Origin of the sequence: Actinokineospora iranica, assembly GCF_900101685.1 — a bacterium.
GTDB lineage: Bacteria > Actinomycetota > Actinomycetes > Mycobacteriales > Pseudonocardiaceae > Actinokineospora > Actinokineospora iranica.
On the sequence record NZ_FMZZ01000001.1, the window covers coordinates 222,655 to 247,349 of the forward strand.

Annotated in this window: 19 protein-coding genes and 1 riboswitch; of the genes, 10 read left to right on the forward strand and 9 right to left on the reverse strand. The window is 71.2% G+C overall.

Annotation, left to right across the window (positions count from 1 at the left end; translation table 11 throughout):
* Window positions 1–49: 49 nt before the first annotated feature.
* From BLS56_RS01090 to BLS56_RS01100, 3 genes are all read left to right on the forward strand, one after another.
* Window positions 50–3,424, forward strand: coding sequence for a TM0106 family RecB-like putative nuclease (locus tag BLS56_RS01090; RefSeq protein ID WP_091447180.1), 3,375 nt, complete (start codon window positions 50–52; stop codon window positions 3,422–3,424).
* A gap of 67 nt (window positions 3,425–3,491) precedes the next feature.
* Window positions 3,492–4,241 (forward strand): methyltransferase, encoded by a 750-nt coding sequence (locus BLS56_RS01095; RefSeq protein WP_228771264.1) that lies wholly within the window; start codon window positions 3,492–3,494, stop codon window positions 4,239–4,241.
* 238 nt (window positions 4,242–4,479) lie between these two features.
* Window positions 4,480–6,162, forward strand: a complete 1,683-nt coding sequence (locus tag BLS56_RS01100; RefSeq protein ID WP_091447183.1) for a hypothetical protein — start codon at window positions 4,480–4,482, stop codon at window positions 6,160–6,162.
* Between the two features lie 4 nt (window positions 6,163–6,166).
* Here BLS56_RS01100 and ctaD read toward each other — a convergent pair whose 3' ends face one another.
* Together ctaD and BLS56_RS31155 are read right to left on the reverse strand one after the other, a co-directional pair.
* The gene (gene ctaD, locus BLS56_RS01105; RefSeq protein ID WP_091447185.1) at window positions 6,167–7,942 is read right to left on the reverse strand and encodes an aa3-type cytochrome oxidase subunit I; all 1,776 of its coding nucleotides are present in this window, start codon (window positions 7,940–7,942) and stop codon (window positions 6,167–6,169) included.
* A 58-nt stretch (window positions 7,943–8,000) separates the two neighbouring features.
* The gene (locus BLS56_RS31155; protein WP_175482602.1) at window positions 8,001–8,219 is read right to left on the reverse strand and encodes a hypothetical protein; all 219 of its coding nucleotides are present in this window, start codon (window positions 8,217–8,219) and stop codon (window positions 8,001–8,003) included.
* 224 nt (window positions 8,220–8,443) lie between these two features.
* Here BLS56_RS31155 and BLS56_RS01110 point away from each other — a divergent pair, with 224 nt between their 5' ends.
* The 3 genes from BLS56_RS01110 (at window position 8,444) to BLS56_RS01120 (ending at window position 10,849) form a co-directional block, all read left to right on the forward strand.
* Window positions 8,444–8,848: a hypothetical protein gene (locus BLS56_RS01110; protein ID WP_139190451.1), complete on the forward strand. Its 405-nt coding sequence runs from the start codon at window positions 8,444–8,446 to the stop codon at window positions 8,846–8,848.
* Window positions 8,845–9,786, forward strand: a complete 942-nt coding sequence (locus BLS56_RS01115; RefSeq protein ID WP_091447190.1) for a universal stress protein — start codon at window positions 8,845–8,847, stop codon at window positions 9,784–9,786. The genes BLS56_RS01110 and BLS56_RS01115 overlap by 4 nt, the downstream gene beginning before the upstream one ends.
* 166 nt (window positions 9,787–9,952) lie before the next feature.
* Complete coding sequence (locus BLS56_RS01120) at window positions 9,953–10,849, forward strand: nucleoside hydrolase (protein ID WP_091447192.1); 897 nt, start codon at window positions 9,953–9,955, stop codon at window positions 10,847–10,849.
* 32 nt (window positions 10,850–10,881) lie between these two features.
* Here the strand turns inward: BLS56_RS01120 and BLS56_RS30315 are convergent, their stop codons facing one another.
* From BLS56_RS30315 to BLS56_RS01140, 5 genes are all read right to left on the reverse strand, one after another.
* Window positions 10,882–11,532 carry an ankyrin repeat domain-containing protein gene (locus tag BLS56_RS30315; protein WP_139190452.1) on the reverse strand — a complete coding sequence of 217 codons (651 nt, stop codon included), beginning with the start codon at window positions 11,530–11,532 and terminating at the stop codon, window positions 10,882–10,884.
* The gene (locus tag BLS56_RS30320) at window positions 11,519–11,758 is read right to left on the reverse strand and encodes a hypothetical protein (RefSeq protein ID WP_139190453.1); all 240 of its coding nucleotides are present in this window, start codon (window positions 11,756–11,758) and stop codon (window positions 11,519–11,521) included. The genes BLS56_RS30315 and BLS56_RS30320 overlap by 14 nt, the downstream gene beginning before the upstream one ends.
* A 270-nt stretch (window positions 11,759–12,028) precedes the next feature.
* The gene (locus BLS56_RS01130; protein WP_091447197.1) at window positions 12,029–13,213 is read right to left on the reverse strand and encodes an SWIM zinc finger family protein; all 1,185 of its coding nucleotides are present in this window, start codon (window positions 13,211–13,213) and stop codon (window positions 12,029–12,031) included.
* Complete coding sequence (locus tag BLS56_RS01135) at window positions 13,210–15,987, reverse strand: DEAD/DEAH box helicase (RefSeq protein ID WP_091447199.1); 2,778 nt, start codon at window positions 15,985–15,987, stop codon at window positions 13,210–13,212. The genes BLS56_RS01130 and BLS56_RS01135 overlap by 4 nt, the downstream gene beginning before the upstream one ends.
* 37 nt (window positions 15,988–16,024) lie before the next feature.
* Entirely contained in the window at window positions 16,025–16,774 is a 750-nt protein-coding gene (locus tag BLS56_RS01140) for a cobalt-precorrin-6A reductase (RefSeq protein ID WP_175482603.1), read from the reverse strand.
* A 50-nt stretch (window positions 16,775–16,824) separates the two neighbouring features.
* On the opposite strand from BLS56_RS01140, the gene BLS56_RS01145 reads away from it, so the two are divergent.
* A complete protein-coding gene (locus BLS56_RS01145) occupies window positions 16,825–17,916 on the forward strand; it encodes a cobalt-precorrin-5B (C(1))-methyltransferase (protein WP_091447202.1) in 1,092 nt (363 codons plus the stop codon).
* Here BLS56_RS01145 and cobM read toward each other — a convergent pair.
* The gene (cobM, locus tag BLS56_RS01150; protein ID WP_091447205.1) at window positions 17,910–18,653 is read right to left on the reverse strand and encodes a precorrin-4 C(11)-methyltransferase; all 744 of its coding nucleotides are present in this window, start codon (window positions 18,651–18,653) and stop codon (window positions 17,910–17,912) included. The genes BLS56_RS01145 and cobM overlap by 7 nt on opposite strands.
* On the reverse strand, window positions 18,650–19,828 hold the full coding sequence (gene cbiE, locus BLS56_RS01155; RefSeq protein ID WP_228771265.1) for a precorrin-6y C5,15-methyltransferase (decarboxylating) subunit CbiE: 1,179 nt from the start codon (window positions 19,826–19,828) through the stop codon (window positions 18,650–18,652). Before cbiE ends, cobM begins: the two co-directional genes overlap by 4 nt.
* A gap of 275 nt (window positions 19,829–20,103) precedes the next feature.
* A riboswitch (cobalamin riboswitch) is annotated at window positions 20,104–20,228 on the forward strand.
* 95 nt (window positions 20,229–20,323) lie between these two features.
* Here cbiE and BLS56_RS01160 point away from each other — a divergent pair.
* Genes BLS56_RS01160 through BLS56_RS01170 form a run of 3 tightly spaced genes read left to right on the forward strand, consistent with a single transcriptional unit; the run spans window position 20,324 to window position 24,679 of the window.
* The gene (locus tag BLS56_RS01160) at window positions 20,324–22,693 is read left to right on the forward strand and encodes a magnesium chelatase subunit D family protein (protein WP_091447209.1); all 2,370 of its coding nucleotides are present in this window, start codon (window positions 20,324–20,326) and stop codon (window positions 22,691–22,693) included.
* A 10-nt stretch (window positions 22,694–22,703) separates the two neighbouring features.
* Window positions 22,704–23,318, forward strand: coding sequence for a cob(I)yrinic acid a,c-diamide adenosyltransferase (cobO, locus tag BLS56_RS01165; RefSeq protein ID WP_091448680.1), 615 nt, complete (start codon window positions 22,704–22,706; stop codon window positions 23,316–23,318).
* Complete coding sequence (locus tag BLS56_RS01170) at window positions 23,312–24,679, forward strand: cobyrinate a,c-diamide synthase (protein WP_091447213.1); 1,368 nt, start codon at window positions 23,312–23,314, stop codon at window positions 24,677–24,679. Before cobO ends, BLS56_RS01170 begins: the two co-directional genes overlap by 7 nt.
* Window positions 24,680–24,695: the final 16 nt, after the last annotated feature.

Below are 24,695 nucleotides of genomic sequence, written 5' to 3' on the forward strand. Positions count from 1 at the left end.
GGGTGCGGTTGGGCGGGACGGCGATCACCGCGTGCGAGACTGCTCGGCGATGTTCACACCGACCGATCTCGCCGATCTGCTGGAATGTGAGCACCGCAGTGTCCTGAACCAGGCGTTCGCCGCCGGATTGCCCGGGGCGCCTCGGCCGGACCGGGGCGGCGACCGGCTCGCGGTGAAGCACGGCCGGGCGCACGAGCAGGCGACCCTGTCCCGGCTGCGGCAGGAGCGGCACGCGGTCATCGAGATCGATCTCGGCGCGGACGCTGTCGCGGCGACCAAGGAGGCGCTGGCCTCCGGCGCCCCGGTGATCTACCAGGCCGCTTTCGACGACGGCGAGTTCCGCGGCCGGGCCGACTTCCTGCTGCGGGACGCCGAGGGGCGCTACGAGGTCCACGACACCAAACTCGCCCGGCACGCCCGCCCCGCCGCGGTGCTCCAGGTGGCCGCCTACGCCGACGCGCTGCGGCGCGCGGGGTGGCCCGCGGGGCCGAACATGCACCTGCTGCTCGGCGACGGCAGCACGCGGACGCTGCGGGTGGCGGACTTCCTGCCGCTGCTGCACCGGTTGCGCGCGCGGCTCCTGCGGCGGGAGCCGCGGCTTCCCGACCGGCTGTGGGCCGATCCGCGGCCCGCGTGCGCGAGTTGCGGGTTCGCCGCCCACTGCGCGTCCGGGCGGGAGACCGACCGGGACCTGTCCCTGGTCGCGGGTATGCGCTCGGGCCAGCGGCGCAAGCTGGTCGACGCGGGGATGGGAACCATCGACGCGCTGGCAGCCGCGGGCCCCGACGACCGGCCCAAGGACATGACCGAGGGGTCGTTCGCGGCGCTGCGGGCGCAGGCCGCGATCCAGGTCCGGCAGGACCGCACCGGCGAGGTCGCCTACGAGATCATCGATCCGACCGCGCTGGCGGAACTGCCGCAGCCGAGCCCGGGCGACGTCTTCTTCGACATGGAAGGCGATCCGTACGCGCTCGACGGCGGCGGGATCGAGTACCTGTTCGGCGCGGTCACCGCTGACGGCGGGCCGCGTTTCACCCCGTTCTGGGCGCACTCGCGGGCCCAGGAGAAACACGCCTTCGAGCGGTTCGTCGACTTCGCGACCGACCGGCTCGCCGCGCACCCCGGCTCGCACATCTACCACTACGCCCCGTACGAGGTGACCGCGCTCAAGCGGCTGGCCGCCGTGCACGGCACCCGCGAGGAAGCCGTCGACAGCCTGCTGCGCGAGGGCGCGCTGATCGACCTCTATGCCGTGGTGCGCAAGGCATTGCGAGTGTCGCAACGGTCTTATTCCATCAAAGACCTCGAACCCCTCTACATGCCCTCGGCTCGCTCGGGCGAGGTCAAGAACGCCGCGTCCAGCATCGAGGCGTACGAGGATTACCTGACCCTGACCCAACTCGGCGATACCGAGAAGGCCGCCGCCGTGCTGCGGGAAGTGGCCGACTACAACGAGTACGACTGCGTTTCCACGCTCCGCCTGTTCGAGTACCTGCACAAGGTCCGCGCCGAAGCGGGTATCGACCCTGCCAAGCCTGCCGACGAGTCCGATATGGACGTCCTGTTAAGACAGACCGAAGAGGATTTGGCCGCCGAGCGCCGAGCTGAGCGGGCCGCCCGCATGGCCGCGCTGGTCGACCCGCTGTTGGACGGACTTCCCGACAACCCGGCCGACTTCGGTCCAGACGAGCGGGCCCGCGCGCTGCTCGCGGCCGCGGTCGGCTACCACCGGCGGGAGACCAACCCCGCGTGGTGGGATTTCTTCCGCCAACTCTCCGCGCCGCTGACCGACTTGGAAGCCGACACCGCTTGCGCGGTCCCGGTTTCGGTGCGCGCCGAGCCCTGGGTGGCCCCGACAGGTCGCGTGCGCACCGCCAAGCGGACCGTGCACATCGTCTGCGCCGCCGACCAACCGCACCTGTTCTCCCCCCGCGACCAGGTGCGGCTCCGCTATGCGGGCACTCACCGCAACGCCGTGGTCACTTCCGCGTCGACCGACCGCCTGACCGTCGAGGAAAGCTGCAAACCCGACGAGATCACCGACGACCGCCCGCTGGCGGTCCTCCCCGGTGAGCCGGTGCGGCCCACGCCCAAGGACGAGGCCATCGCCGACCTCGCCCAGTCCGTTGTGGACGGACTCCCCGCTCTCCCCGAACACCCGGGGATCGACCTGCTCCGCGGCTCACCACCCCGGCTCCGCGGCGGGAAACCACTCCCCCCGGCGACCGACGACCTGGTGCACACCGTGATCAAGGCCGTCGACGCGCTCGACGGCTCGACGTTGGCCGTGCAAGGCCCGCCGGGCGCGGGCAAGACCTACCTGGCCGGAAAGCTGATCGCCCACTTGGTGCGCGCGGGCAGAACCGTCGCCGTCACCTCCACCAGCCACAAGGCCGTGGAGAACGTCCTGACCGCGGCCCTGTCCGCGGCGCCGGACCTCCCCTGCGCCAAGCAGGCCAAGGTCCCCGACCCCGACAGCGCCTGGGACCAGCCCAAGTCCTACCCACAGTTGGCCAAATGGCGGACCGAACACGACACCGGCCACCTCGTCGGCGGCACAGCGTGGACTTTCGCCAACAACTCGGTGCGCGCCCACCCGTTCGACGTCCTCGTCATCGACGAGGCAGGCCAGTTCGCCCTGGCCGACGCCCTCGCGGTGTCCACCGCGGCCAAAAACCTTGTCCTGCTCGGCGATCCCCAACAACTCCCGCAGGTCGTGCAGGGCACCCACCCGCCCGGCAGCGACTCATCGGCACTCGGCCACCTGGTCGGCGACGCCGATGTCATTCCCGCGAACCTGGGTTACTTCCTCGACCAAACCCGAAGAATGCACCCGGCCGTCTGCGCCCCCGTGTCCCACCTGTCCTACGCGGGCCTGCTCCATGCCCACCCCAGCACCGCCGACCGCCGCATCGAAGGCGTCCCCTCCGGCCTCTACCTGGCCGAAGTCAACCACCACGCCAACACCACCCGGTCAGTGGAAGAAGCCGCCGCCGTGACCAAGATCGTGGCGGCCCTGCACAACCGAACCTGGACCGACCAGGGAACCACCCGCCCCCTAGGCGACGAGGACATCCTCGTCGTGGCCCCGTACAACCTCCAAACCCGCACAGTGGCAGGGGAACTGGAACGTGCGGGCTTCCCCGGCGTCCGAGTCGGCACCGTGGACCGCTTCCAAGGCCAGGAAGCCCCCGTCGTGATCACGACCATGACCTCGTCGTCAGCGGTGGACCTCCCCCGCGGCCTGGACTTCCTCCTGTCCCGCAACCGCCTGAACGTCGCTCTCTCCCGGGCCCAGGCGGTGGCCATCCTGGTCTGCTCCCCCCGCCTGGTCGAAGCCGACATCCGCACCGTCGACCAGATGCGCCTGGTCTCCGGCATGATCGGCCTGATGAACGCCGCAACCCCGGTCGACTTCACCTGACGCGCCATCGCCCCGGCAGAACCAGCCACCGCCAGCGACAATCTGATCGGCTGCATAAGGTGCCGACATGACCGAGACTGGCCCACCGCCGAAGCGTCCAGCCGACGCTGCCAGCTACACCCCGATGATCACCGAGGACCATGCCAAGCGCATCCGCCAATGGCATGAGAGCGCCTACAACACCGGGAAGGCGGAAGCCCGTTCTGACCAAACGGTCACCTACCTGGGCAGGACATTGGCAATCCCGCCCGAGATCATGCCGATCACGCGCGTGTCCCATCTTCTCGGCGAGGCTGTCCTGGCCGAGGTCCGCGAAAGCGACCGCGTTCTCGACATGGGGACCGGAAGCGGTGTCAACGCCATCCTGGCGGCCTCGCAAGCCGCCGACGTCCTGGCGGTCGACATCAACCCGCACGCGGTCGAGGCGGCCCGGCGAAATGCCGAGCGCAATGGTGTCGCGGATCGGATCGAGGTCCGCCACAGCGACGTGTTCAGCGATGTCGACGGCAGATTCGACCTGATTGTCTTCGACCCTCCATTCCGGTGGTTCGCCCCTCGGGACCAGTTCGAGGTCGCCATGACAGACGAGAACTACCGCGCGATGACCGAGTTCTTCGCCGCCGCGAAGCGGCACCTCACCCCGACTGGCAGAATGCTGATCTTCTTCGGCACCTCCGGCGACCTGCCCTACCTGACGCACCTGGCCGACCAGGCGGATTTCAGGACAGAGATCATCGCTCAAGAACACTTGGAGAAGGACGACTGGAGGGTCGACTACTTCACGTTCCGTATGACTCGGGACCGCCGGCCAACGTGATACCCACCCAGGTCGCACGGCCAGAAACGCCGCGAGCCAGGTCCGTCAGTGACCGGGTGACGATCTCTGAGTGTTGAGAACCTGTGCCGGGGTCGTGGTGAGTTGGGTGGACATGTTCTTCCTCGCACAGTGGTGCGAGGTTGTCACGTTCGTGGTCGTGGTGTCGATTCCCTGTCTGTGCGGGGCGAGGGTGTCCGCCGACTCTCAGAGAACGCAGCAGGACGGACCCGGAGGCCTCATGTCGACCGATCAGCGCACCGCCAGGACCGAGATCGCCGCCCCGGCGTGGCGGGAACGGGTGGTGCTCGGGGCGCTGTGGGTGGTGGGGGGTGTGCCGGTCCTGCTGGCCCTCGCCGAGGTGTTTCGGGCGCCGCGGTTGAACTTCAACGACTTCTGGCTTGTGCTGGGGATGACCACGCGCCCGGACGGGGCCTTCGACATCTCCAAGACCACCACGCTCATGCAGGGCCAGCCCATGGAGTTGGTCAGCATCGTCTACTGGTTGGACGCGAGGCTCTTCGCGGGCTCGAACCAGGCCCTCGGGGTGTTCACCGTGCTGCTGTCCCTGGCCGCCCTCGCCGCGATGGCCGCCATGCTCCGCACCCGCTTCACCGGCCGCACCAGGGTCGCGGTCCTGGCCGGGCTGTCCGCCCTGGTGTTCTCCTCCGCCGCGATCACCTACTTCGGCATCGGCATGATGGGCGCGTGGTGGCTGCTCGGCCTCACCCCCGCCGTGATCGCCATCGCCTTCGCCCACCACGGCAGAACTCTCCCCGCCACCGTCTTCGGGGCGCTGGCCTGCCTCGGCCACGGAACCGGGCTGCCCGTCTGGGCCGCCCTCGTCCTCGTCGCCTGGCTCCGCCGCGACTCCCGGTGGCGCCTGCTCGTCCCCGCGATCGCGGGCGCCGTCACCGCCACGCTCTGGCTGCTCGCTCCCGGCGGCACCGGCCCCAAGAGACCTGACGTCATCGGCGCGGACACCCTGCTGGCCACCACCCTGGCAACCCTCGGCAAAATCTGGTCCAGCGCCTCACCTGACCTCGCGATCCTCGCCGGCGCCCTGACCGCCGCCATCCTCGCCGCCATCGCCACCACCCTCGCCGCAGAACGGCTCCGCCCCGCCGAACCCACCCGCCCGCACGACGCAGGCTGGGCAGGCCTGGCCGCGCACACCGCCATCGCCGCCGCCATGATCGGCGTCAGCCGCGGCGGCTACGGCACGGCTGAAGGACTCGCGCCCCGCTACGCCGCCCTGTCCCTGCTGTTCACCGCCGCCGTCCTCGTCCTCGCCCTCAGCCGCGGCCCCCGAACCGTCCGCGCCCACGCCGTCCCCATCACCCTCGCCGTCGCCCTGGCCAGCTACGGCATCGGCACCGGCAACGCCGCCGAAACCCGCCGCCAGTACCCCTTCACTCCCACCCTCGCCGTCGCCATGCGCCTGGACGCCCCCCACATGATCAGCAGGAACTACGCCTACCCCGGCCACATCGGCATCCTGCGAACCCTGCGCGTCTACCCCTTCACCGACGACTTCACCCTCGGCTGCGGCGGCCCCGAACTCGGCCACCACATCGACCTCGCCACGGTCCGCGACCTCCCCGGTCCCGGCGCGGGAACCACCACCGTCGGCCACATCGAGACCCCCGGCGGCGTCACCGGCGACACCGACATCAGCGGCTGGGCCATGATCAACGGCGAACAGGCCGCCTGCGTCCTCGTCGTCGACCCGGCAGGCACCGTCGTCGGCGGCGGCGCCACCGGCCTGCCCCGACGAGACATCATCACCTCGGGCACCGTCTGGGGCACCGGCCGCGCGGGCTGGCAAGCCGTCGCCAAACCCGGCACCGACGACGGCGCGGTCCTCCTCCGCCACGGCGACACCTACTACCGGGTCACCTCGGGAACCGAACCCGCGCCCTGAGCGGTCACTTGGCTCGTGGATCGTCCTGGTCGTCCTGGTCGCCCTGGTCGTCCGGCTGGGTTCCCGCTGCGAGGACTTCCGAAGGCGCGGCGGGGCGACGGCCGCCGACGACTGCCTCTTCCCGGAAGCGGTCGACCATGTGCGGGTAGTGGAGTTCGAAGGCTGGGCGCTCAGAGCGGATCTTGGGAAGTTCGGTGAAGTTGTGCCGAGGGGGCGGGCTGCTGGTCGCCCATTCGAGGGAGTTGCCGTAGCCCCAGGGGTCGTCGGCGTCGACCGGCTCGCCGAAGCGGTAGCTGTGGATGACGTTCCAGATGAACGGCAGCACCGACGCGCCGAGGACGAAGGCGCCGATCGTGGAGACGGCGTGCATCAGGGCGAACTGGTCGCCGGGGAGGTAGTCGGCGTAGCGGCGGGGCATTCCCGCGTTGCCGAGCCAGTGCTGCACGAGAAAAGTGAGGTGAAATCCGATGAATGTGGTCCAGAAATGAAGTTTTCCCAGTCCCTCGTCGAGGAAGCGGCCGGTCATCTTGGGGAACCAGAAGTAGATCCCCGCGAAGGTGGCGAACACGATCGTGCCGAACAGGACGTAGTGGAAGTGCGCGACGATGAAATAGGTGTCGTGCACGTGGAAGTCGATCGCGGGCGCGGCCAGCAGCACGCCGGTGAGCCCGCCGAGCAGGAAGGTGACGAGGAATCCGAGGGTGAACAGCATGGGTGTCTCGAAGGTGAGCTGCCCGCGCCACATCGTGCCGATCCAGTTGAAGAACTTGATGCCGGTCGGGACGGCGATCATGAACGACAGGAAGGCGAAGAACGGCAGCAGGACCGCGCCGGTCGCGAACATGTGGTGCGCCCAGACCGTCATCGACAGCGCCATGATCCCGATCGTGGCGAAGACCAGCGCTTTGTAGCCGAACAACGGTTTCCGGCTGAACACCGGGATGATCTCGCTGACGATCCCGAAGTACGGCAGCGCCACGATGTAGACCTCGGGGTGGCCGAAGAACCAGAACATGTGCTGCCACATGATGGCCCCCGCGCCGGAGGCGTCGAACACGTGCGCGCCGATCAGCCGGTCGGCGAGCAGGCCGAACAGGGCCGCGGTCAGAATCGGGAACGCCAGCAGCACTAGGACGCTGGTGAACAGGATGTTCCAGGTGAAGATCGGCATCCGCCACATCGTCATCCCCGGGGCACGCAGGCACACGATCGTGGTGAGCATGTTGACCGCCCCGAGGATCGTCGCCAAGCCCCCGATGATGAGCCCCACCGCCCACAGGTTTCCCCCCGGTCCGGGTGAGTGGGCACTGGTGGACAGCGGTGTGTAGGCGAACCAGCCGAAATCGGCCGCGCCGCCGGGCGTGACGAACCCCGCCATGGTGATGATTCCCCCGAACAGGTACAGCCAGTAGGACATCGCGTTGAGCCGGGGAAACGCCACGTCCGGTGACCCGATTTGCAGGGGCAGCACGTAGTTGGCGAACCCGAACACGTTCGGGGTGGCGTAGAGCAGCATCATCACCGTGCCGTGCATGGTGAACAGCTGGTTGTACTGCTCCAGCGAGAGGAACTGGAGCCCGGGCACGCCAAGCTCCGCGCGCATCAGCAGGGCCATCAGGCCGCCCGCGAGGAAGAACGCGAACGACGTGGTCAGGTACAGGATTCCGATCTGCTTGTGATCGGTCGTGCGGATCAGCGCCAGCAACGCCGACCCGCGCGGGGCACGCCGTACCGGGTACGGACGAGTCGGGACCGGCGTCGCTGACTGGGTGAGCGCCACTGGGACTCCTCGGGCAGACCAAGCGGACAACCCCAGGGCTACCCTGCGGTTCGGCGCCCTATCCCTCGGTTCCCCCGGTATTCATGCACCCTGCGCGTGGTGAGCAGTTGGCGGACAGGGCGATCGTCGCGAAGGACAGCGCCCAGCCGCGCCCGCGGGCCCACGCGGCGTCATCGACCGCGACGGCCGTGTCCCGCGGGTCGCGCACCTCGCCGTCGGCCAGGCTCACGCCGGGCAGCCACCGGAAGGCACGGGCGAAACCGGCAAACCGGCCCACGCCGGAAACCGCGCGGCGAGCAACCGGCGGACTGTCGCGGTGTCCACCAGGGGTGGGCAACGGCGAGCGGACAACATCATCTCCTAGGCCGGGAACCATGACCTTCTCCCTCTCCAACTGGGGATAGTCGAACGAGTTCGCCGACGAGAGCCGCCCTCGCGACTGTTGCGCGGATGTGATCTTCTCCGTGGAGTCACTGTCACGCGCTGGGGTACTCCTTGCTCGTGGCAGAGCGCGACGGCTTTCGGCGTCCGGGCGGTGGACCGCTGCCCGTGGCCATGCTCTGCGTTCTCGTGCTGTCCGCGTGCGGGATGTCCGACGATCCCCCGAGCGCGCCCCCGAGCCCGAGCAGCACGGTCCCGGCGACGTCGGAGACCGCCGCGGACGTGCTCACGCTGCGCGGACGGGTGAGCCACGGGATCGAGCCGGGGTGCCTGCTCCTGACCGATGGCGGCCAGACGTATCTGCTGCTGGGCGCGCGGGAGCGGTTGCCCGAGTCAGGCGAGGTCACTGTCCGCGGCCGCCCCCGGCCGGAGATGGCGACGACCTGCCAGCAAGGCGTCCCGCTGCTGGTCCTGGACGTGCTCGACGCCAGCACGGCCCCACCCACACCGGAAGGAACGCGATGACCGCCTTGACCACCGGAGCCGTCGTCGTCGGCTACGACGGTTCGACGGGCTCGCGCGACGCCGTGGCCTGGGCAGCGGCGGAGGCCGGGAACCGCGCCCGCCCGCTGGTGGTCGCGCGGGTCGTGGAACCGCAGTGGCCGGTCACCGGGTTCCCGATGACCGTCACCCACGATTTCGCCTTCGACCAGGACCTGCTTCGCAACGCCGCGAACACCGAGCTGACCGAGGCCGCCGACGAGACCCGGGACGCGCACCCGGGGCTTGAGGTTGTGCCGGTGCTGCTGGACGGGCCGCCGGTGCGCCTGCTGGCCGCGCTCGTCGACGACACCGCCGCCACGCTGCTCGTGCTGGGCTCCTCTGGCGCCAGCGGAGCCGCCGGGGCGCTGCTGGGGTCCACCGCCACCACGCTGGTCCGGTCGCCCGACACCCCGACCGTGGTGGTCCGCGGCGCGTCCCATGCCACGGGGCCGGTGGTGGTCGGTGTGGACGGGTCACCCACAAGTGAGCGCGCGCTGGGCTTCGCCTTGGACCACGCGGCCCGCCACGGCGCCGAACTGGTGGCGGTGCACGCGTGGTCCGACCGCCCGATCGACGCGGTCCTCTCGGCCCTGTTCCGCGCCGAGGGCGACAACCGGCCGATCGACGCGGCGGAACTCCTGGTGAACGACCAGCTCCGACGCTGGAGCGACGACTACCCGACCGTGCCGGTGCGTGCCCTGCACAAGACCGACCGCCCCGCGCACGCCCTGCTCGAGGAAGCCACGGACGCCCGGCTCCTGGTCGTCGGAAGCCACGGACGCGGCGCGCTCACCAGGCTCGTGACCGGTTCAGTGAGCCACGCGGTAGTGCACCGCTCCCCCTGCCCGGTCGCGGTCGTCGGGCCCGCGCACGAGAACCCCGCCACGGAGCAGGCACCCGAATCGGTAGATCTGGGCTGAGCCTCCCCTGTTGGCGATCGGTTAGCCGACGAGGTCGGTGTTCGGCCTGTTCCACCAGCCGGTGGCCAGGAGCGCAGGTGGTGGTGGGACGCTTTGGGTGATCACCAGAGACTGGACGGCGGACGATATGGGCGGTGGCGAACCGTGCCGTGGGCGTGAGTGCCCGATGGAGTCGGGTGAGCCGTCGCGGACGGGTGCGCCGCTGATCGTGGACACCGACGCCGGGGGTGATCCGGACGACGCGGTCGCGTTGGTGTTGGCCGCCGCCGAGCCGTCGCTGGCGCTGGTGACGACGGTGGACGAACTGGGCGGGCGGCGGGCGCGGTTCGCGCGGTTGCTGCTGGACCTGGTGGGGCGGGCGGACGTGCCGGTGGTGGCGGGGGCGGATCTGGGCAACACCCGGCTCGACTGTGTGGACGGACTCGTTCCCGACGCGGTGCCTGACCAGCCCGGTGGGGTCGTGGACGCCGTCGCCAAGGTGTGCGCGGAGGCAGAGGGGCCGGTGCGGTGGGCGGGGCTCGGGCCCGCGTCGAATCTTGCGGAGGTGCTTGCGACGCGGCCGGATCTGGCCAACCGGTTGACCGTGACTCAGATGGGTGGGGCGCTGCGGTACCGCGATCCGAAGCGGGCGGAGCACAACTTCCGGGTGGACCCCGCCGCGGCGGCGACTCTGGTGCGCGCGGCCCGGGTGCCAAGCCTGGTCTTGTCGGACACGACGTTCACTCCGAAGATCGAGATCCACCGCGACGGCGCGCCGCATCGCCGTCTCACCCATCCGGAGGCGCCGCCGTGGGCGAGATTGCTGGCGGCGCACATGGACCGGTGGTTCGAGCGTTTCCACCCCGGCACGATCCAGCACGACGCGCTCGCCCTGGCCGCCGCGCTGCGGTTGCCGTACGTGGAGCTGGCGCGTGAACGGGTGGTGTTGGACGAGATCGGCCGGATGACCACAGCCCCGGATGGCCGCCTGGTGCGGCTCAGCGTGAAGGCCGATTACCCGGCGTTCTTCGGGTGGCTGGAACGCGGCCTCGGCGCCGCACTGGCACACGGGAATCGCCGATGAGTCGGTGCCGCACAAGCGAATCGGTGCGTCGGTCAAACATAACCTGACTCGGTCATCCAGTATCCGTCAACCGTGATCCGGTGAGTCTGCCCTGAACCGCCGACCACTCGCGACCAACTCTTGACCTCAAGTTCCAGCCCCTGCAGGACGTAGTAGAAACCGCCATACATCCCAGGCACCGGAAACGACATCCTGCCGTCGGCGAGTTCGGTCAGCGGGTCGAGTTCGGGCAACCGCAGTTGATGCTTGTCGACCAAGCTGGCCGCGCGCTCGCGGACAAGGTCGTGAAAGTGCTTCTGGAGGGCGGCCAGCACGTCGGTAGGCACGGGATTGCGGATCACTGGCATCAGCAGACCGCCAAGGTGCGCGTGCCCTCCGCGCAGTGCGATATCGAGTGGCCGATCGCCCGAGGCTGTGCGCAGAGTCAGCCACGGGTTATGGCTGACCAGCGTACGGATGATCTCGGGGTCCGCACCGTGCCAGGCCGCCTGATGCACCGGCGTGTACCAACTGGCACCGCCCGGACGCCAGGCGTTGATCAGCGTTGGAGACTTGGCAAGTTCCTCCAGGACAGTCTTCCAGTCGCCGTCATACGCCGCCGACGCGAATCCGTCACGCCGCTCCCGGTAGTCATCCCCGTAGGAAGCGCGGAGCGTTGCTCCGTCCCATTCAGAACTGGCCACGCGACACCCCGCGCCACACCGGAAGCATGTACTCTCGGCGCCAGTCAGGAGCGGGTTCGCGAACGAAAGCGCCGCTCACAAGACTGTAGGCGTGAACGGAGCTTTCAGTCATTTTGTCGCGTTCCGGATTGCCACCCGATCCCGAAAAATTGGCAAACCCTTGAGAAGGATAGCGCTTTTTCGACTTGGGATTGCCGTAGGAAGGGGCGAGCAGTACGCGGGGCATCGATCCGCGGCCTCCTCGGGCACTCGTAAGTGGACGACGGACCCGCACGGGCCACTGTAAGTCACTGCCACCTTATCGGTTCACACTGACGATCTAGCCACTTTCGAGTGATCCGCTCCGGAATCAGGGCTCGTCGAGGACGGCGCGTGAGATAGTTCACGCTCAGCGCCCGCGGCGCACCCGTAGGCGCGATGAGATCCGGCCAGTGGTGTCAGCCGGAGCGAGAGGCGCCCCGTGCGACAGACGGGCGCAGAGCGTAGAACTGCCGGGTTAGCTCAGCACCGACAGCAGGGCCGAGGCGATATCCCGTTGTGGTGGGCCCGCGGGCCACCATTCGCCGGAGGAGGTGCGGTAGGGGTACCAGCGGCCGTCTTTGCCGTAGCGGAGTTGGACTTCACCGATTGTCCAGTGGTTTCGCCAGGTGGTGATCTCTGGCGGGGCGTCCTCCCAGGAATTGGTCAAGGCGTCGTGGGCTCGGGCCAGGTCGGCTCGGGGCGGGGTCCAGGGGGTTTCGAGGACTTCCAGGGCGGCCCAGCCGCCGGTGTGCCAGGCGGCGACGGCGCGGTCGAGGGTGGGGTGGCGTTGGCGAAGGCGGTCGGTTGTCGCGGGGTAGGTGGCGGCGTAGCGGACGGTGTCCGGCCAGCGTGGGAGGTCGGTGATGTCGCCGGTCAACCACTGGCGGGCGCGGGTCGCGGCGTCGGTGGCGAGGAGTTCCAGGGCGGCTGGGTCGATTCCCTCCGCGGCGGGGACCGACAGCGCCACGCCGATCGGGTCCGGGGACCCGGGAAGCGGGTCTGCGCCCTCGGCGGCGGGGACGGACGGGGGCGGGGCGGGGAGCGGGTGTGGGGGCTGGGCGAAGGCGGCCGCGGCCGGGGTGCCTGGGGTGTCGGGGGACGACAGGCCGTGGAGAGCGGCCAAGAGTTCCTGTTGGCCTTTGCCGCGCAGCAGCAGGAGGATGAACGGGTCGGCGTCCAGCAGCCAAGCCGCCTGGTACGACAGAGCCGCGGCGTGCCTGCACGGCAGTTCCCAGCCAGGGCAAGGACATTCCGGGTCCAGGTCGCCGATTTCGGGCAGCAGGCGGACGCCCGCGTCGGCGGCGGCGTCCACCAGGTCCGCTGGCATGTCGCCGTCGAGAAGCGCGGCGATGTGGCCCGCCTGGGCGCCCACCTGGCCCAGGAATCGGGTCCATTCCGTGTCGGACAACGGTTCCAGGCGCACCAACGTCTGGTAGCTGGTGTCGTCTTCGTAGTCGCGGACCGTGGCCGACAACAGGCCGGGGCTGACGGTGATCGCGCCCACGTAACCGGTGCGGGCGTACTTGCGGCCTTGGCGGAGTTGGCCTTCGTCCAGCGCCGTGTCCTCGACCGCCTTGACCCAGGCGCGGCCCCACCAGGACTTCGCGAACGAGCCGGGGCCGCGAGACGGTGGGAAGGCGGGGAAGCCGCGCGCGGTCATCGGGTGCCTCGCAGTTCCACCAGGTCGGCCAGTTCGGCGTCGGTCAACTCGGTCAGGGCGGCTTCGCCCGCGGTGAGGATGGCGTCGGCCAGGTCGCGTTTGGACCGCAGCATTTCGGCGATGCGGTCCTCCACCGTGCCTTCGGCGATGAGGCGGTGCACCTGGACCGGCCGGGTCTGGCCGATCCGGTAGGCGCGGTCGGTGGCCTGGTCCTCGACGGCCGGGTTCCACCAGCGGTCGTAGTGGACCACGTGGTCGGCGCGGGTGAGGTTCAGGCCGGTTCCCGCGGCCTTCACCGACAGGAGGAACACAGGGAAAGCGCCTTCTCCGAACTCTTTCACCAAGCTCTCGCGGCGCGGCACGGGAGTCGCGCCGTGCAGGAACCCGGTCGGGACACCGCGGTCGCGCAGGTGCCGCTCCAGAAGCCGGGCCATCGTGACGTACTGGGTGAAGACCAGGACAGCGCCGTCTTCGGCCAGGATGGTGTCCAGCAACTCGTCCAGCAGTTCCAGTTTGCCGGAGCGGCCGGTGAGCCGGGCTTTGGGTTCCTTCAGATACTGCGCGGGATGGTTGCAGATCTGCTTGAGGGCGGTCAGCAGCTTCATGATCAGGCCGCGGCGTGCCATGCCGTCGGCCTCGCGGATGGCGGTCATGGTCTCGCGCACGACGGCCGTGTAGAGCGCGGCCTGCTCGTGGGTGAGCGACACGGGCTGGTCGGTTTCGGTCTTGGGCGGCAGTTCCGGGGCGATGCCGGGGTCGGATTTGCGGCGCCGCAACAGGAACGGCCGCACGAGCCGCGCCAGGCGGTCGGCGGTGGCGTCGTCGTGGTCGGCTTCGATCGGCTTGGCCCAGCGGGTGCGGAAATGCCCGAGTGTGCCGAGCAGTCCGGGAGTGGTCCAGTCGAGAACCGCCCACAGCTCGGACAGATTGTTCTCGACAGGAGTACCGGTGAGAGCGACGCGGGCGCCCGCCGGGATGGCCCGCAATGCCTTCGCCGTCCCAGAAGACGGGTTTTTCACGTGCTGCGCCTCATCGGCGACGAGCAGACCCCAGCGGTGCCCGCCGAGCCGTTCCGCGTCGAGCCGCATCGTGCCGTAGGTGGTGAGGACAAAGCCATCCGTGGCGCCGTCAAGGGAACGGGCGGCACCGTGGAATCGGCGGACGGCGGTACCCGGCGCGAACCGCCGGATCTCCCGTTCCCAGTTTCCCAGAAGCGAAGCGGGGCACACGACGAGCGTCGGGCCAGCAGTGTCCACATCGGCCTGTCGATGCAAGTGCAGGGCGATCAACGTGACTGTCTTGCCCAAACCCATGTCATCGGCGAGGCACCCGCCGAGGCCCAACGACGTCATCCGCGCAAGCCAGCGCAGGCCGCGAAGCTGGTAATCGCGCAGGGTCGCGGCGAGCGCGGCAGGCTGCTCGACCGGCTCCGCGCCGCCATCGGGATCGGCGATGCGAGCCCGCAGCGCCTCCAGCCAGTCATCGGCGACGACCTCGACGGCGCGCCCGTCGACCTCGGTCGACCCGGTGAGCGCCACCCCAAGGGCTTCCAGCGGCGTGATCGGCTTGAGTTCGCGGTCGCGCGCCTTGCGGGCCAGGTCCGGGTCGACCAGCACCCACTGGTCGCGCAGCCGCACCACCGGCCGGTGCGCCTCGGCGAGCCGGTCGAGTTCGGCGCGGGTCAGCGGCTGGTCGCCGAGCGCGAGCTGCCAGTCGAACGACAGCAGGCCGTCGCCACCGAGCACCGAGCGCATATCGGACGGCGGCGAGTCGGACCGCCCGACCACCGCCCGCGCGGTGAGCGTGCCGAGCAGATCGCGCGGCCAGTGCACATCGACCCCGGCGGCCGCGAGCCGGGGAGCCTGGCCGAACAGGTCGTTGACCTCGGCGTCCTCGAGGACCAGCCGGTCGGGAACACCCTGGAACAGCAGCCGGTCCAGCACCGGCCAGGTGCGGGCGGCGCGGCGCAGGGCGCGGGTCAGCTCGACGCGGGCACTCGCGCCGAGGCCGTGGTCGGTGCGCTCCCACAGCTCCCCCCCGTCGACCACCACGGCCGGGTCGGCGAGCGAGTGCGCCTGGACGACGGCGTGGAAGGCGCCCTCGGCGTAGCCGCCCGCGACTTCGAGCCGCAGCGAGACCCGCACGCCCGCGTCGATGCCCGCGGACAGCTCGTCGGACCACGCCCGCAGGTGCGGCACCCGGTTCGGCGCGCGGGAGGCGAACAGCGGGCTCCCGGTCGCGAGCGGCGCGGCGGCGGTGCGGGGCATCCCGTCGGCCACGGCGTCCACGAAGGCGCGGACGAGAGTGTGCGCGTCGGGCAGTTCGAGGGGGTCGCGGTCGGGCAGCGGGATCGCGCGCGCCTCGGCGGGCATCGCGGCGGCGAGTTCGCGCAGCCGTTCGGCGTCGGCCGCGTCGAGCGGTCCGGCCCGCCAGGCGTCGAATCCGCCCGGTGACACCCCGGGCACGATCCGGCCGCGCGCGACCAGTTGCAGTGCGACGAGGACGACCGCGCCCCAGAACGCGGCGGCGGGGTGGGCGGCCGGGTCGCGGCGGGCCCGGGTCAGGACCGGGATCGCGTCGGCGACCGACAACCGCATCGCCGCGACGGTGACGGCCTCGACGGTGTCACCGCGGGGAGCGGCGACGACCAGGTCACCCAGATCGCCGTCAGGCACGTCGCCGTGGAAGGCGATGGTGCCCGCGCGCGGCGGGTCGGCGACCTCCATGGCCGCGGCGCAGCGCGCCAGCCGGGCGGCGGTCTCGGCCGCGATCATGCCCGTTCCCCCTTCCGTCAGGTCCTGTCCGGCCAGGCTAACCGTCGGGGGTCGGCGTCGACGGGGGTACGGCTCGCGTCAGCCAGCCGAGAACATGGCTCGCTGTCTCCACGACCGAAATGTCCGGAATGTCCGGCCTGCGAACGACCACCACCGGTAGCCCCAGCCGCTCGGCAGCGTCGAGCTTGGCGACCGTCAGCGGACCGCCGCTGTCCTTGGTGACCAGCACATCCACCCGGTGCGCACGCATCAGCGCCAGCTCGCCATCCACCGAATACGGTCCCCGGTCGAGCACCAGGTGGGTCCGCGCGGGCATCGGCGGGTCCGGCGGGTCGACGCACCGCACCAGGAACCACAGCGGCGACTCGGCGAACGCGGCCAGCCCCTGCCGCCCGGTGGTCAGGAAGACCCGCTTCCCCAGCGACTCGATCCGAACGGCGGCCTCGGCCAGATCCGACACCCAGTGCCACCCCGGCCGGGACGCCCACCCCGGCCTGCGCAGCATGATCGACGGCACGCCCGCCGCCCGCGCCGCATCGGCAGCCGAGAAGCTGATCCGCTCGGCGAACGGGTGCGTGGCGTCGACCACCGCGTCGATCCCCTCGTCCGCCAGCCACTCGGCGAGCCGCGCTGGCCCGCCGAATCCCCCGATCCGCACCTCGCCGACCGGCAGCCTCGGATCGCGCACGCGGCCCGCCAGCGACGAGATCACCTGGATGTCCCGCTCGTGCAGAGCGGCGGCCAACTCCCGCGCTTCACCGGTCCCGCCGAGCACCAGCACCTTCACGACCGCACCCCCGCTGCCGTGTGGCGGCGGCCATCGTTCACGCTGGTGCCATGACCGGAGAACGACGCACGCCGGAAGGGCTGCGCTATGGCTGGACGACCGGGGCGTGCGCGACCGCGGCGACCACGGCCGCCTACACCGCGCTGCTCACCGGCGAGTTCCCCGATCCGGTCGGCATCACCCTCCCCAAAGGACAGACGCCCGCGTTCGCGCTGGCGGTCGAGTCGCTGGACGCCGAGTCCGCCATGGCCGGTGTGGTCAAGGACGCGGGCGACGACCCGGACGTCACGCACGGCGCGCTCATCCGCGCCACGGTCCGACACGGCGAACCGGGGACGGGCGTGGCCTTCCGCGCGGGCCCCGGGGTGGGAACGGTCACCAAGGCGGGGTTGCCGCTGGCTGTCGGCGAGCCCGCGATCAATCCCGTTCCCCGCCAGCTGATCCGCGAGCACGTGGCCGCCGTGGCCGCTTCGCACAACGGGACCGGCGATGTGATCGTGGAGATCTCGGTCGACAACGGCGAAGAACTGGCCCGCAAGACCTGGAATCCCCGGCTCGGCATCCTCGGCGGACTGTCCATTTTGGGCACCACCGGCGTGGTCGTGCCGTACTCGTGCTCGGCCTGGATCGACAGCATCCGGCGCGGCATCGACGTCGCCCGCGCGGCGGGCTACCGGCACGTCGCCGGCTGCACCGGTTCCACGTCCGAGAAGACCGTGACGGCCCTCTACGGGCTGCCCGAGGACGCCCTGCTCGACATGGGCGACTTCGCGGGCGCGGTGCTCAAGTACCTGCGCCGACATCCCGTGCCGCGCCTGACGATCGCGGGCGGGTTCGGCAAGCTGTCCAAGCTCGCCGACGGCCATCTCGACCTGCACTCCGGACGGTCCCAAGTGGACTTGCGCAAGCTGGCCGACACCGCGCTCGCCGCGGGCGGTGACGCCGACCTGGCTGAGCGGATCGCCGAGGGCAACACCGCCCTGGAGGCGCTGCGGCTGGCCGAGGCCGCGGACGTCCCACTCGGCGACGCGGTGGCCGAGCGAGCCCGGCAAGCAGCGGTCGAAGTGTTGCGGGGCGCGGAAATCGCGGTGGATGTGGTGGTGATCGACCGCGCCGGGACGATCGTGGGCCGCGCTCACTGACGCTCGCGCGCGGCCGAGTACAGGTGGCTCTCACAGAAGCCGTCCGGGTCGAGGACCCGGCCCACGATGATCACCGCAGTGCGCTTGATCCCGGCCGCGCGAACCTGGTCGCCGATATCGGCGAGCGTGCCGCGCAGGATCACCTCGTCGGGCCGCGAGGCGTAGGCGACGACGGCGGCCGGGCAGTGCGAGCCGTAGTTCGGCACCAGTTCCGCGACCACCTCGTCAATCCGTTGCACCGCAAGGTGTAGCACCACGGTGGCCCGGCTCTGGCCGAGCGTGGCCAGGTCTTCGCCGGGCGGCATCGGCGTCGCGCGGGCGGAGGTGCGGGTCAGCACCACGGTCTGGCCGACGGCGGGCACGGTCAGCTCGCGCCGCAGCGACGCGGCGGCGGCGGCGAAGGCGGGCACACCAGGCGTCACGTCGTAGGGCACGCCCGCCGCGTCGAGGCGGCGCATCTGCTCGGCCATGGCGCTGAACACCGACGGGTCGCCGGAGTGCAGCCGCGCCACGTCATGCCCCTCGGCGTGGGCGGTGAGCATTTCGGCGACGATCTCGTCCAGGGTCAGGTTGGCCGTGTCGATCTTCCGCGCCCCCGGCGGGCACGCCTCCAGCAACTCGTCGGGCACCAGGGCGCCCGCGTAGAGGCAGACCGGCGAGGCGGCGATGATTCGCTGCCCCCGCAGGGTGATCAGGTCGGCCGCGCCGGGTCCCGCCCCGATGAACCGCACCGTCATGTGTCCTCCTTGGTGGCCGCCCACTGGGTGACCGGCATCATCGGGCGCCACCCGGTGAACCCGCCGAGCGGCGCGGCACGGCTGACCGACAGGCGCGTCAGCTCACCCCCGACCTCGGCGTGCCACCGGGTGACCAGCTGCTCGGACTCGATCGTCACCGCGTTCACCACGATCCGGCCGCCGGGCCGCAGCGCCGCCCAGCACGCCGGAAGCACCCCGTCCACGGTCACGCCGCCGCCCACGAACACCGCGTCCGGGGCGGGCAGACCGGAAAGCGCGACCGGCGCCGCGCCCCGGACCACGCGCAACTCCGGCACCCCGAGAGCCGCCGCGTTGCGCTCGACGCGGTCGGCGCGCTCGGGACGCGGCTCGACGGCGACGGCCCGGCACGCCGGATGGGTCCGCGACCACTCGATCCCCACGCTGCCCGACCCCGCGCCCACGTCCCACAGAAGCTGACCGGGCTCAGGAGCGAGCGCGGCGAGGGTGACCGCGCGGATCTCGCGTTTGGTGATCTGGCCGTCGTGCTCGTAGGCGCCGTCGGGCAGGCCGGGGGTGCGGGGCAGGTGCCGCGCGCCGACGCACTCGACGGCGACGATGTTCAGGTCGCCCACCTCGGCGGCGAAGTCGGCGGCGGCGGTCCCGGTGTCGATCCGCTCACTCGGCCCGCCCAGGTCCGTCAGCACGGTGAGCGTGCTCTTGCCGAAGCCGCGCTCGCGCAGCAGGGCGGCGACGGCGGCCGGGGTGCGGGCGTTCTCGCTCAGCACCAGCACGCGCCTGCCGTTGTGCAGAAAGGCGTTGAGCCGGTCGAGGGGGCGGGCGACCGCGCTCACGACGTCCACGGCGTCGACCGCCCAGCCGAGCCGGGCGCAGGCCAGCGACACCGACGACGGCTGCGGCAGCACCCGGACGTCGGTGAACCGGCGCAGGGTGGTGCCGATGCCGTGGAACATGGGGTCCCCGCTGGCGAGCACGCACACCGCCTGGTGGGCGTGCTCGGCCAGGATCCCGGGGATCGCGGGCACCAGCGGCGACGGCCACTGGAGCCGCTTGGCTGTCACGGTCGGGGGCAGCAGGGCGAGTTGGCGGGCGCCGCCGACCACGACCTCAGCCGCGTCCAGCGCCGCCCGGGCGCCGGGCGCGAGTCCCGCCCAGCCGTCCGCTCCGATACCCACCACAGTCACCACGGACGGACACACTAGACGCCGGGTGCCTCAGGCCAGGGCGCCGTCCTTGGCCGTGGTGACGAGCGAGGCGAAGCCGGACGCTGACCCGCGGCACACTGCCGTCGGAACCACCCTTGCCGTCGCGGACGACGACGGCGGCTGCGACCGGGATGAGGCGGTGCCGAGGAGATCTGTGGTCCCACGTGTGCCGGTAAACACCTGACCAGTGGTTGGTGCGCGGGCCGCGATCTGCGACGATGCCAGACGACCAAGCAGGGTGAGCGAGGAAACCGGTGCGAGTCCGGTGCGGTCCCGCCACTGTGACCGGGGAGCGCCACTCCCCCGCGTGCCACCGGGGCGTTGCCCTGGGAAGGCCGGAGCGGCGCGACGATCCGGGAGCCAGGACACTCGGCCCTGCCGGAGACCGACCCGGGCGCGGACCCGGAGTGAGGATCGCGGCGTGCAGCCTTTGCCTGTCCTGGCACCGAAAACCGGTGACCGCCGATGAGCTACCCGTTCTCCGCCGTCGTCGGACATGACGACCTGCGGCTGTCCCTGCTGCTCAACGCCGTGCACCCCGGGATCGGCGGTGTGCTGGTGCGCGGTGAGAAGGGGACCGCGAAGTCGACGGTCGTGCGTGCTCTCGCGGCGCTGCTGCCCGAGGCCGACGTGGTGGCCGAGTGCCGGTTCTCCTGCGACCCGGCCGTGCCCGACCCGCGCTGCCCGGACGGCCCGCACGTCGGGGCCGAGTCCGACACCCGCGCCGCGCGGCTCGTGGAGTTGCCGGTGGGAGCGACCGAGGACCGGTTGATCGGCTCGCTCGACCTGGAACGGGCGCTGACCGAGGGGGTTCGCGCGTACCAGCCCGGCCTGCTGGCCGCCGCGCACCGGGGCGTGCTCTACGTCGACGAGGTGAACCTCCTCCACGATCACCTGGTCGACCTGCTGCTCGACGCCGCCGCGATGGGCCGCGCGCACGTCGAGCGGGAGGGCGTGTCGGTGACCCACGCGGCGGCGTTCCTGCTGGTGGGCACCATGAACCCGGAGGAAGGCGAGCTGCGCCCACAGCTGCTCGACCGGTTCGGCCTCACCGTCGAGGTGCGGGCCGCGCGCGACGTCACCACGCGCACGGAGGTGATCCGCCGCAGGCTCGCCTTCGAGGCCGACCCGGCGGGCTTCGCCGCCCGCTGGTCCAGCGCAGACGCCGACTTGGCCGCCAAGATCGTCGCCGCCCGCAAGGCCCTCCCCGAGGTGGCGCTCCCCGACTCGGAGCTACGCCGAATAGCCGCCGTCTGCGCCGCGTTCGACGTCGACGGAATGCGCGCCGACCTGGTTTTGGCCCGCACCGCCATGGCCCACGCCGCCTGGCGCGGATCAACCGCCGTGGAGGAAATCGACGTCGCCGTCTCCGCCCGCCTGGCCCTCCCCCACCGCAGGCGCCGCGACCCCTTCGACCAGCCCGGCATCGAACAGGCGCATCTGGAACAGGCCCTACGCCACGCCGCCCAAGAAGCCGACCGAGACCCCGACCCCGACGGCCCCACCGGCGGCGCCCCCACCCCCGAATCCGCCTGCGACCAGCGCGACAACCCCCAGCCCGGCACCCCCGACGCCCCCCACACAGAGCCCACCCTCCCAGGGGGCCATCCCCGGTCCAGTCTATCGGGGAGCACCGACGAAAACGGGGCGCGGCAACGGCCTGTGGATAACTCGGCGGTGGACAACTGGGGGGATTCACCGGACGGGGTGAACGGTTCGCTAGGGGCGAACGGCGGACGGAGTTACGACGGCCAAGGACCCGGCGAGTTCGGCCAGGACAACCGCGGCCGGGGCATGGACCGCTGGGACAACGACCGCTGGGATGACAGCGGCTGGGGCGACAACCGCTCCGGCAACGGCGGCGGTGACGACCGCTGGGACAAGGACCGCTCGGGCAACGGCGGCCAAGGCAAGGACAGCCGGGGCGCGGCAGGCGAGGGCGACGGCGGCCAAGGCGGCGACGGCCAAGGACCGGGCGGCCTGGGCTCGGGGAACCTGGCCGAGGGTACGTCCGTCGCGCCAGACGAAGCGTTTCGGGCGCGGGTGCTGGAGATCGACGGTGTGGGCGAAGGGGCTCCGGGCAGGCGGTCGCGGTCGCGTGGCGGGGCCGGGCGGGCGTTGCGCTCGTCGGCGACGCAGGGGTCCGGGGTGCATCTGGTCGGCACGCTGATCGCGGCCGCGCCGTTCCAGCGCGACCGGGGCCGCAGCGGGCCGGGGCTGCTGGTGCGGTCCGGCGACGTCCGGCACGCGGTGCGGGAGGGCCGGGAGTCGAACCTGGTGCTGTTCGCGGTCGACGCGTCCGGGTCCATGGCGGCGCGCAAGCGGATGTCGGCGGTGACCGGCGCGGTGATCTCCCTGCTGCGCGACGCATACCAGCGGCGCGACAAAGTGGGGCTGGTGACGTTCCGCGGCGCGGAGTCCGAGCTGGCGCTGCCGCCGACGTCCTCGGTCGAGGCGGCCGTGGCCCGGTTGCGACACCTGCGGACCGGTGGCCGCACGCCACTGGCCGACGGGCTCATGCGCGCCCGCAAAACCCTGGCGACCGAACGCCTGCGCGACCCGCGCAGGCGCGCGCTGCTGGTCGTGGTGACCGACGGCCGCGCAACGGTTCCCTTGTCCCGCAACGGAAGCAACCCGGTCCGCGATTCGCTTCGGGCAGCTTCCCTGCTCGCGGGCGACGGTATCGCCAGCGTGGTGGTCGACTGCGAGAGCGGTCCCGTCCGCCTCGGTCTGGCGAACACGCTCGCCGTCGCGCTGCGCGGAACCGGTCTGCGCCTGGAAGAACTGTCCGCCGACTCGGTCGCGGGTGTCGTCCGCGCCGCCCGCGCCGCGTAAGGGATTCACGATGCCACAAGGAAAACCCGCCGTCGTCCCGGAAGACGGCCTCACCACCCGCCAGCGGCGCAACCGTCCGCTGGTCGTGGTCCACACCGGTGAGATGAAGGGCAAGTCGACCGCCGCGTTCGGCCTGGCGCTGCGCGGCTGGAACCAGGGCTGGTCGATCGGCGTGTTCCAGTTCGTGAAGTCCGCGAAGTGGCGCGTCGGCGAGGAGTCCGCCTTCCTCGCCTTGGGCAGGCTGCACGACCAGACCGGCGAAGGCGGCCCGGTCGAGTGGCACAAAATGGGCGCGGGCTGGTCCTGGTCGCGCAAGTCAGGCACCGAGGACGACCACGCGGAAGCCGCCCGCGAAGGCTGGGCCGAGATCGCCCGCCGCATCGCCGACGAACGCCACGGCCTCTACGTCCTGGACGAGTTCACCTATCCCCTCAAGTGGGGCTGGATCGACACCGACGAGGTGATCGCGACCCTCGCCGACCGCCCCGGCCACCAGCACGTCGTCATCACCGGCCGGGACGCGCCGCGGTCCCTTGTGGACGCCGCCGACCTGGTGACCCACATGACCAAGGTGAAACACCCGATGGACGCGGGCCACAAGGGCCAGAAGGGCATCGAGTGGTAGCCAGATTGGTTGTCGCCGCACCAGGTTCGGGCAGCGGAAAGACGACTGTGGCCACCGGCCTCATGGCGGCCCTGCGCCGCCACGGCCACCGAGTGGCCCCCTTCAAGGTCGGCCCGGACTACATCGACCCCGGCTACCACACTCTCGCCGCCGGGCGCCCAGGCCGGAATCTGGACCCGGTTCTGGTCGGAGAACACCGGATCGCCCCGCTGTTCCGCCACGGCGCACGCGGCGCGGACACCGCCATCGTCGAAGGCGTCATGGGCCTGTTCGACGGCAGAATCGGCCACCAGGTGAACGCGGGCGGATTCGGCTCGACCGCGCACGTGGCCGAGCTGATCGACGCCCCGGTCCTGCTGGTGGTCGACACCCGAGGCCAGAGCACCAGCCTGGCGGCCCTGCTGCACGGTTTCCGCTCCTACCGGCCAGGCGTGCGAATGGCGGGTGTGATCCTCAACCAGGTTGGCTCGGACCGCCACGAGCAGGTGCTCCGGGAGGCCTGCGCGGACGTCGGCCTCCCGGTGCTGGGCTCGGTCCGGCGCGCGGCCGAGGTGGACGTCCCGTCCCGCCACCTGGGCCTGATCCCGGCGGCCGAACACGGCACACCGGCACTACGTGCGGTAGCGGCGATGGCGGATCTGGTAGCGGCCTCAGTCGATGTGGACGCCGTGGTCCAGGTGGCCCGTTCGGCACCAGCTTTCGACGGTCCACAATGGAACCCGAAAGACGAGGTCAAGCCAACAGCGGGGCGGCCCGTGATCGCGGTGGCGGGCGGCCCGGCATTCACCTTCGGCTACGCGGAGCACACCGAACTACTCCGCGCGGCGGGCGCGGAGGTCGCCATCGTCGACCCCATCCGCGACGACCGGCTCCCCGAAGGCACAGCGGGATTGGTGCTGCCAGGGGGATTCCCGGAGGCACACGCGGAAGCCTTGTCCGCCAACGAGCCGCTACGGAACGAGGTGGCGACGTTGGCCCGCTCCGGCGCCCCAGTGCACGCCGAATGCGGCGGACTGCTCTACCTGGTGACCAAACTGGACGGGCAGCCGATGTGCGGAGTGCTCGACGCAGAAGCGGCTATGTCACCGCGCCTCCTGCTCGGCTATCGAGACGCGGTAGCCGCGGGCACATCCCCCCTGCACCCGGAGGGAACCCGGGTGTCCGGCCACGAGTTCCACCGCACCCACACCATGCCCGCCCACGGTGAGACTCCAGCGTGGATCTGGCGTGACCACGAGGGCGCCATCCGCCGCGAGGGTTTCGTCCAAGGTGGACTGCACGCGTCCTATCTGCACACTCACCCCGCTGGAAACCCCGAAGCCATCCAGGCTTTCACCGCGGCCTGCCGAGGCCGCGTCTAGGCTCGCTCGTCGAGCG

Excerpts from the sequence above, each read along its gene's own strand:
- BLS56_RS30320 (WP_139190453.1), bottom strand. The coding sequence starts at position 11,758 with ATGCCCCGCGTACTGCTCGCCCCTTCCTACGGCAATCCCAAGTCGAAA.
- BLS56_RS01095 (WP_228771264.1), top strand. The coding sequence starts at position 3,492 with ATGACCGAGACTGGCCCACCGCCGAAGCGTCCAGCCGACGCTGCCAGC.
- BLS56_RS01100 (WP_091447183.1), top strand. The coding sequence starts at position 4,480 with ATGTCGACCGATCAGCGCACCGCCAGGACCGAGATCGCCGCCCCGGCG.
- cobM (WP_091447205.1), bottom strand. The coding sequence starts at position 18,653 with ATGACGGTGCGGTTCATCGGGGCGGGACCCGGCGCGGCCGACCTGATC.
- BLS56_RS01130 (WP_091447197.1), bottom strand. The coding sequence starts at position 13,213 with ATGACCGCGCGCGGCTTCCCCGCCTTCCCACCGTCTCGCGGCCCCGGC.
- BLS56_RS01090 (WP_091447180.1), top strand. The coding sequence starts at position 50 with ATGTTCACACCGACCGATCTCGCCGATCTGCTGGAATGTGAGCACCGC.
- cobO (WP_091448680.1), top strand. The coding sequence starts at position 22,704 with ATGCCACAAGGAAAACCCGCCGTCGTCCCGGAAGACGGCCTCACCACC.
- BLS56_RS01120 (WP_091447192.1), top strand. The coding sequence starts at position 9,953 with ATGGAGTCGGGTGAGCCGTCGCGGACGGGTGCGCCGCTGATCGTGGAC.
- BLS56_RS01115 (WP_091447190.1), top strand. The coding sequence starts at position 8,845 with ATGACCGCCTTGACCACCGGAGCCGTCGTCGTCGGCTACGACGGTTCG.
- BLS56_RS01160 (WP_091447209.1), top strand. The coding sequence starts at position 20,324 with ATGAGCTACCCGTTCTCCGCCGTCGTCGGACATGACGACCTGCGGCTG.
- BLS56_RS01135 (WP_091447199.1), bottom strand. The coding sequence starts at position 15,987 with ATGATCGCGGCCGAGACCGCCGCCCGGCTGGCGCGCTGCGCCGCGGCC.
- BLS56_RS01145 (WP_091447202.1), top strand. The coding sequence starts at position 16,825 with ATGACCGGAGAACGACGCACGCCGGAAGGGCTGCGCTATGGCTGGACG.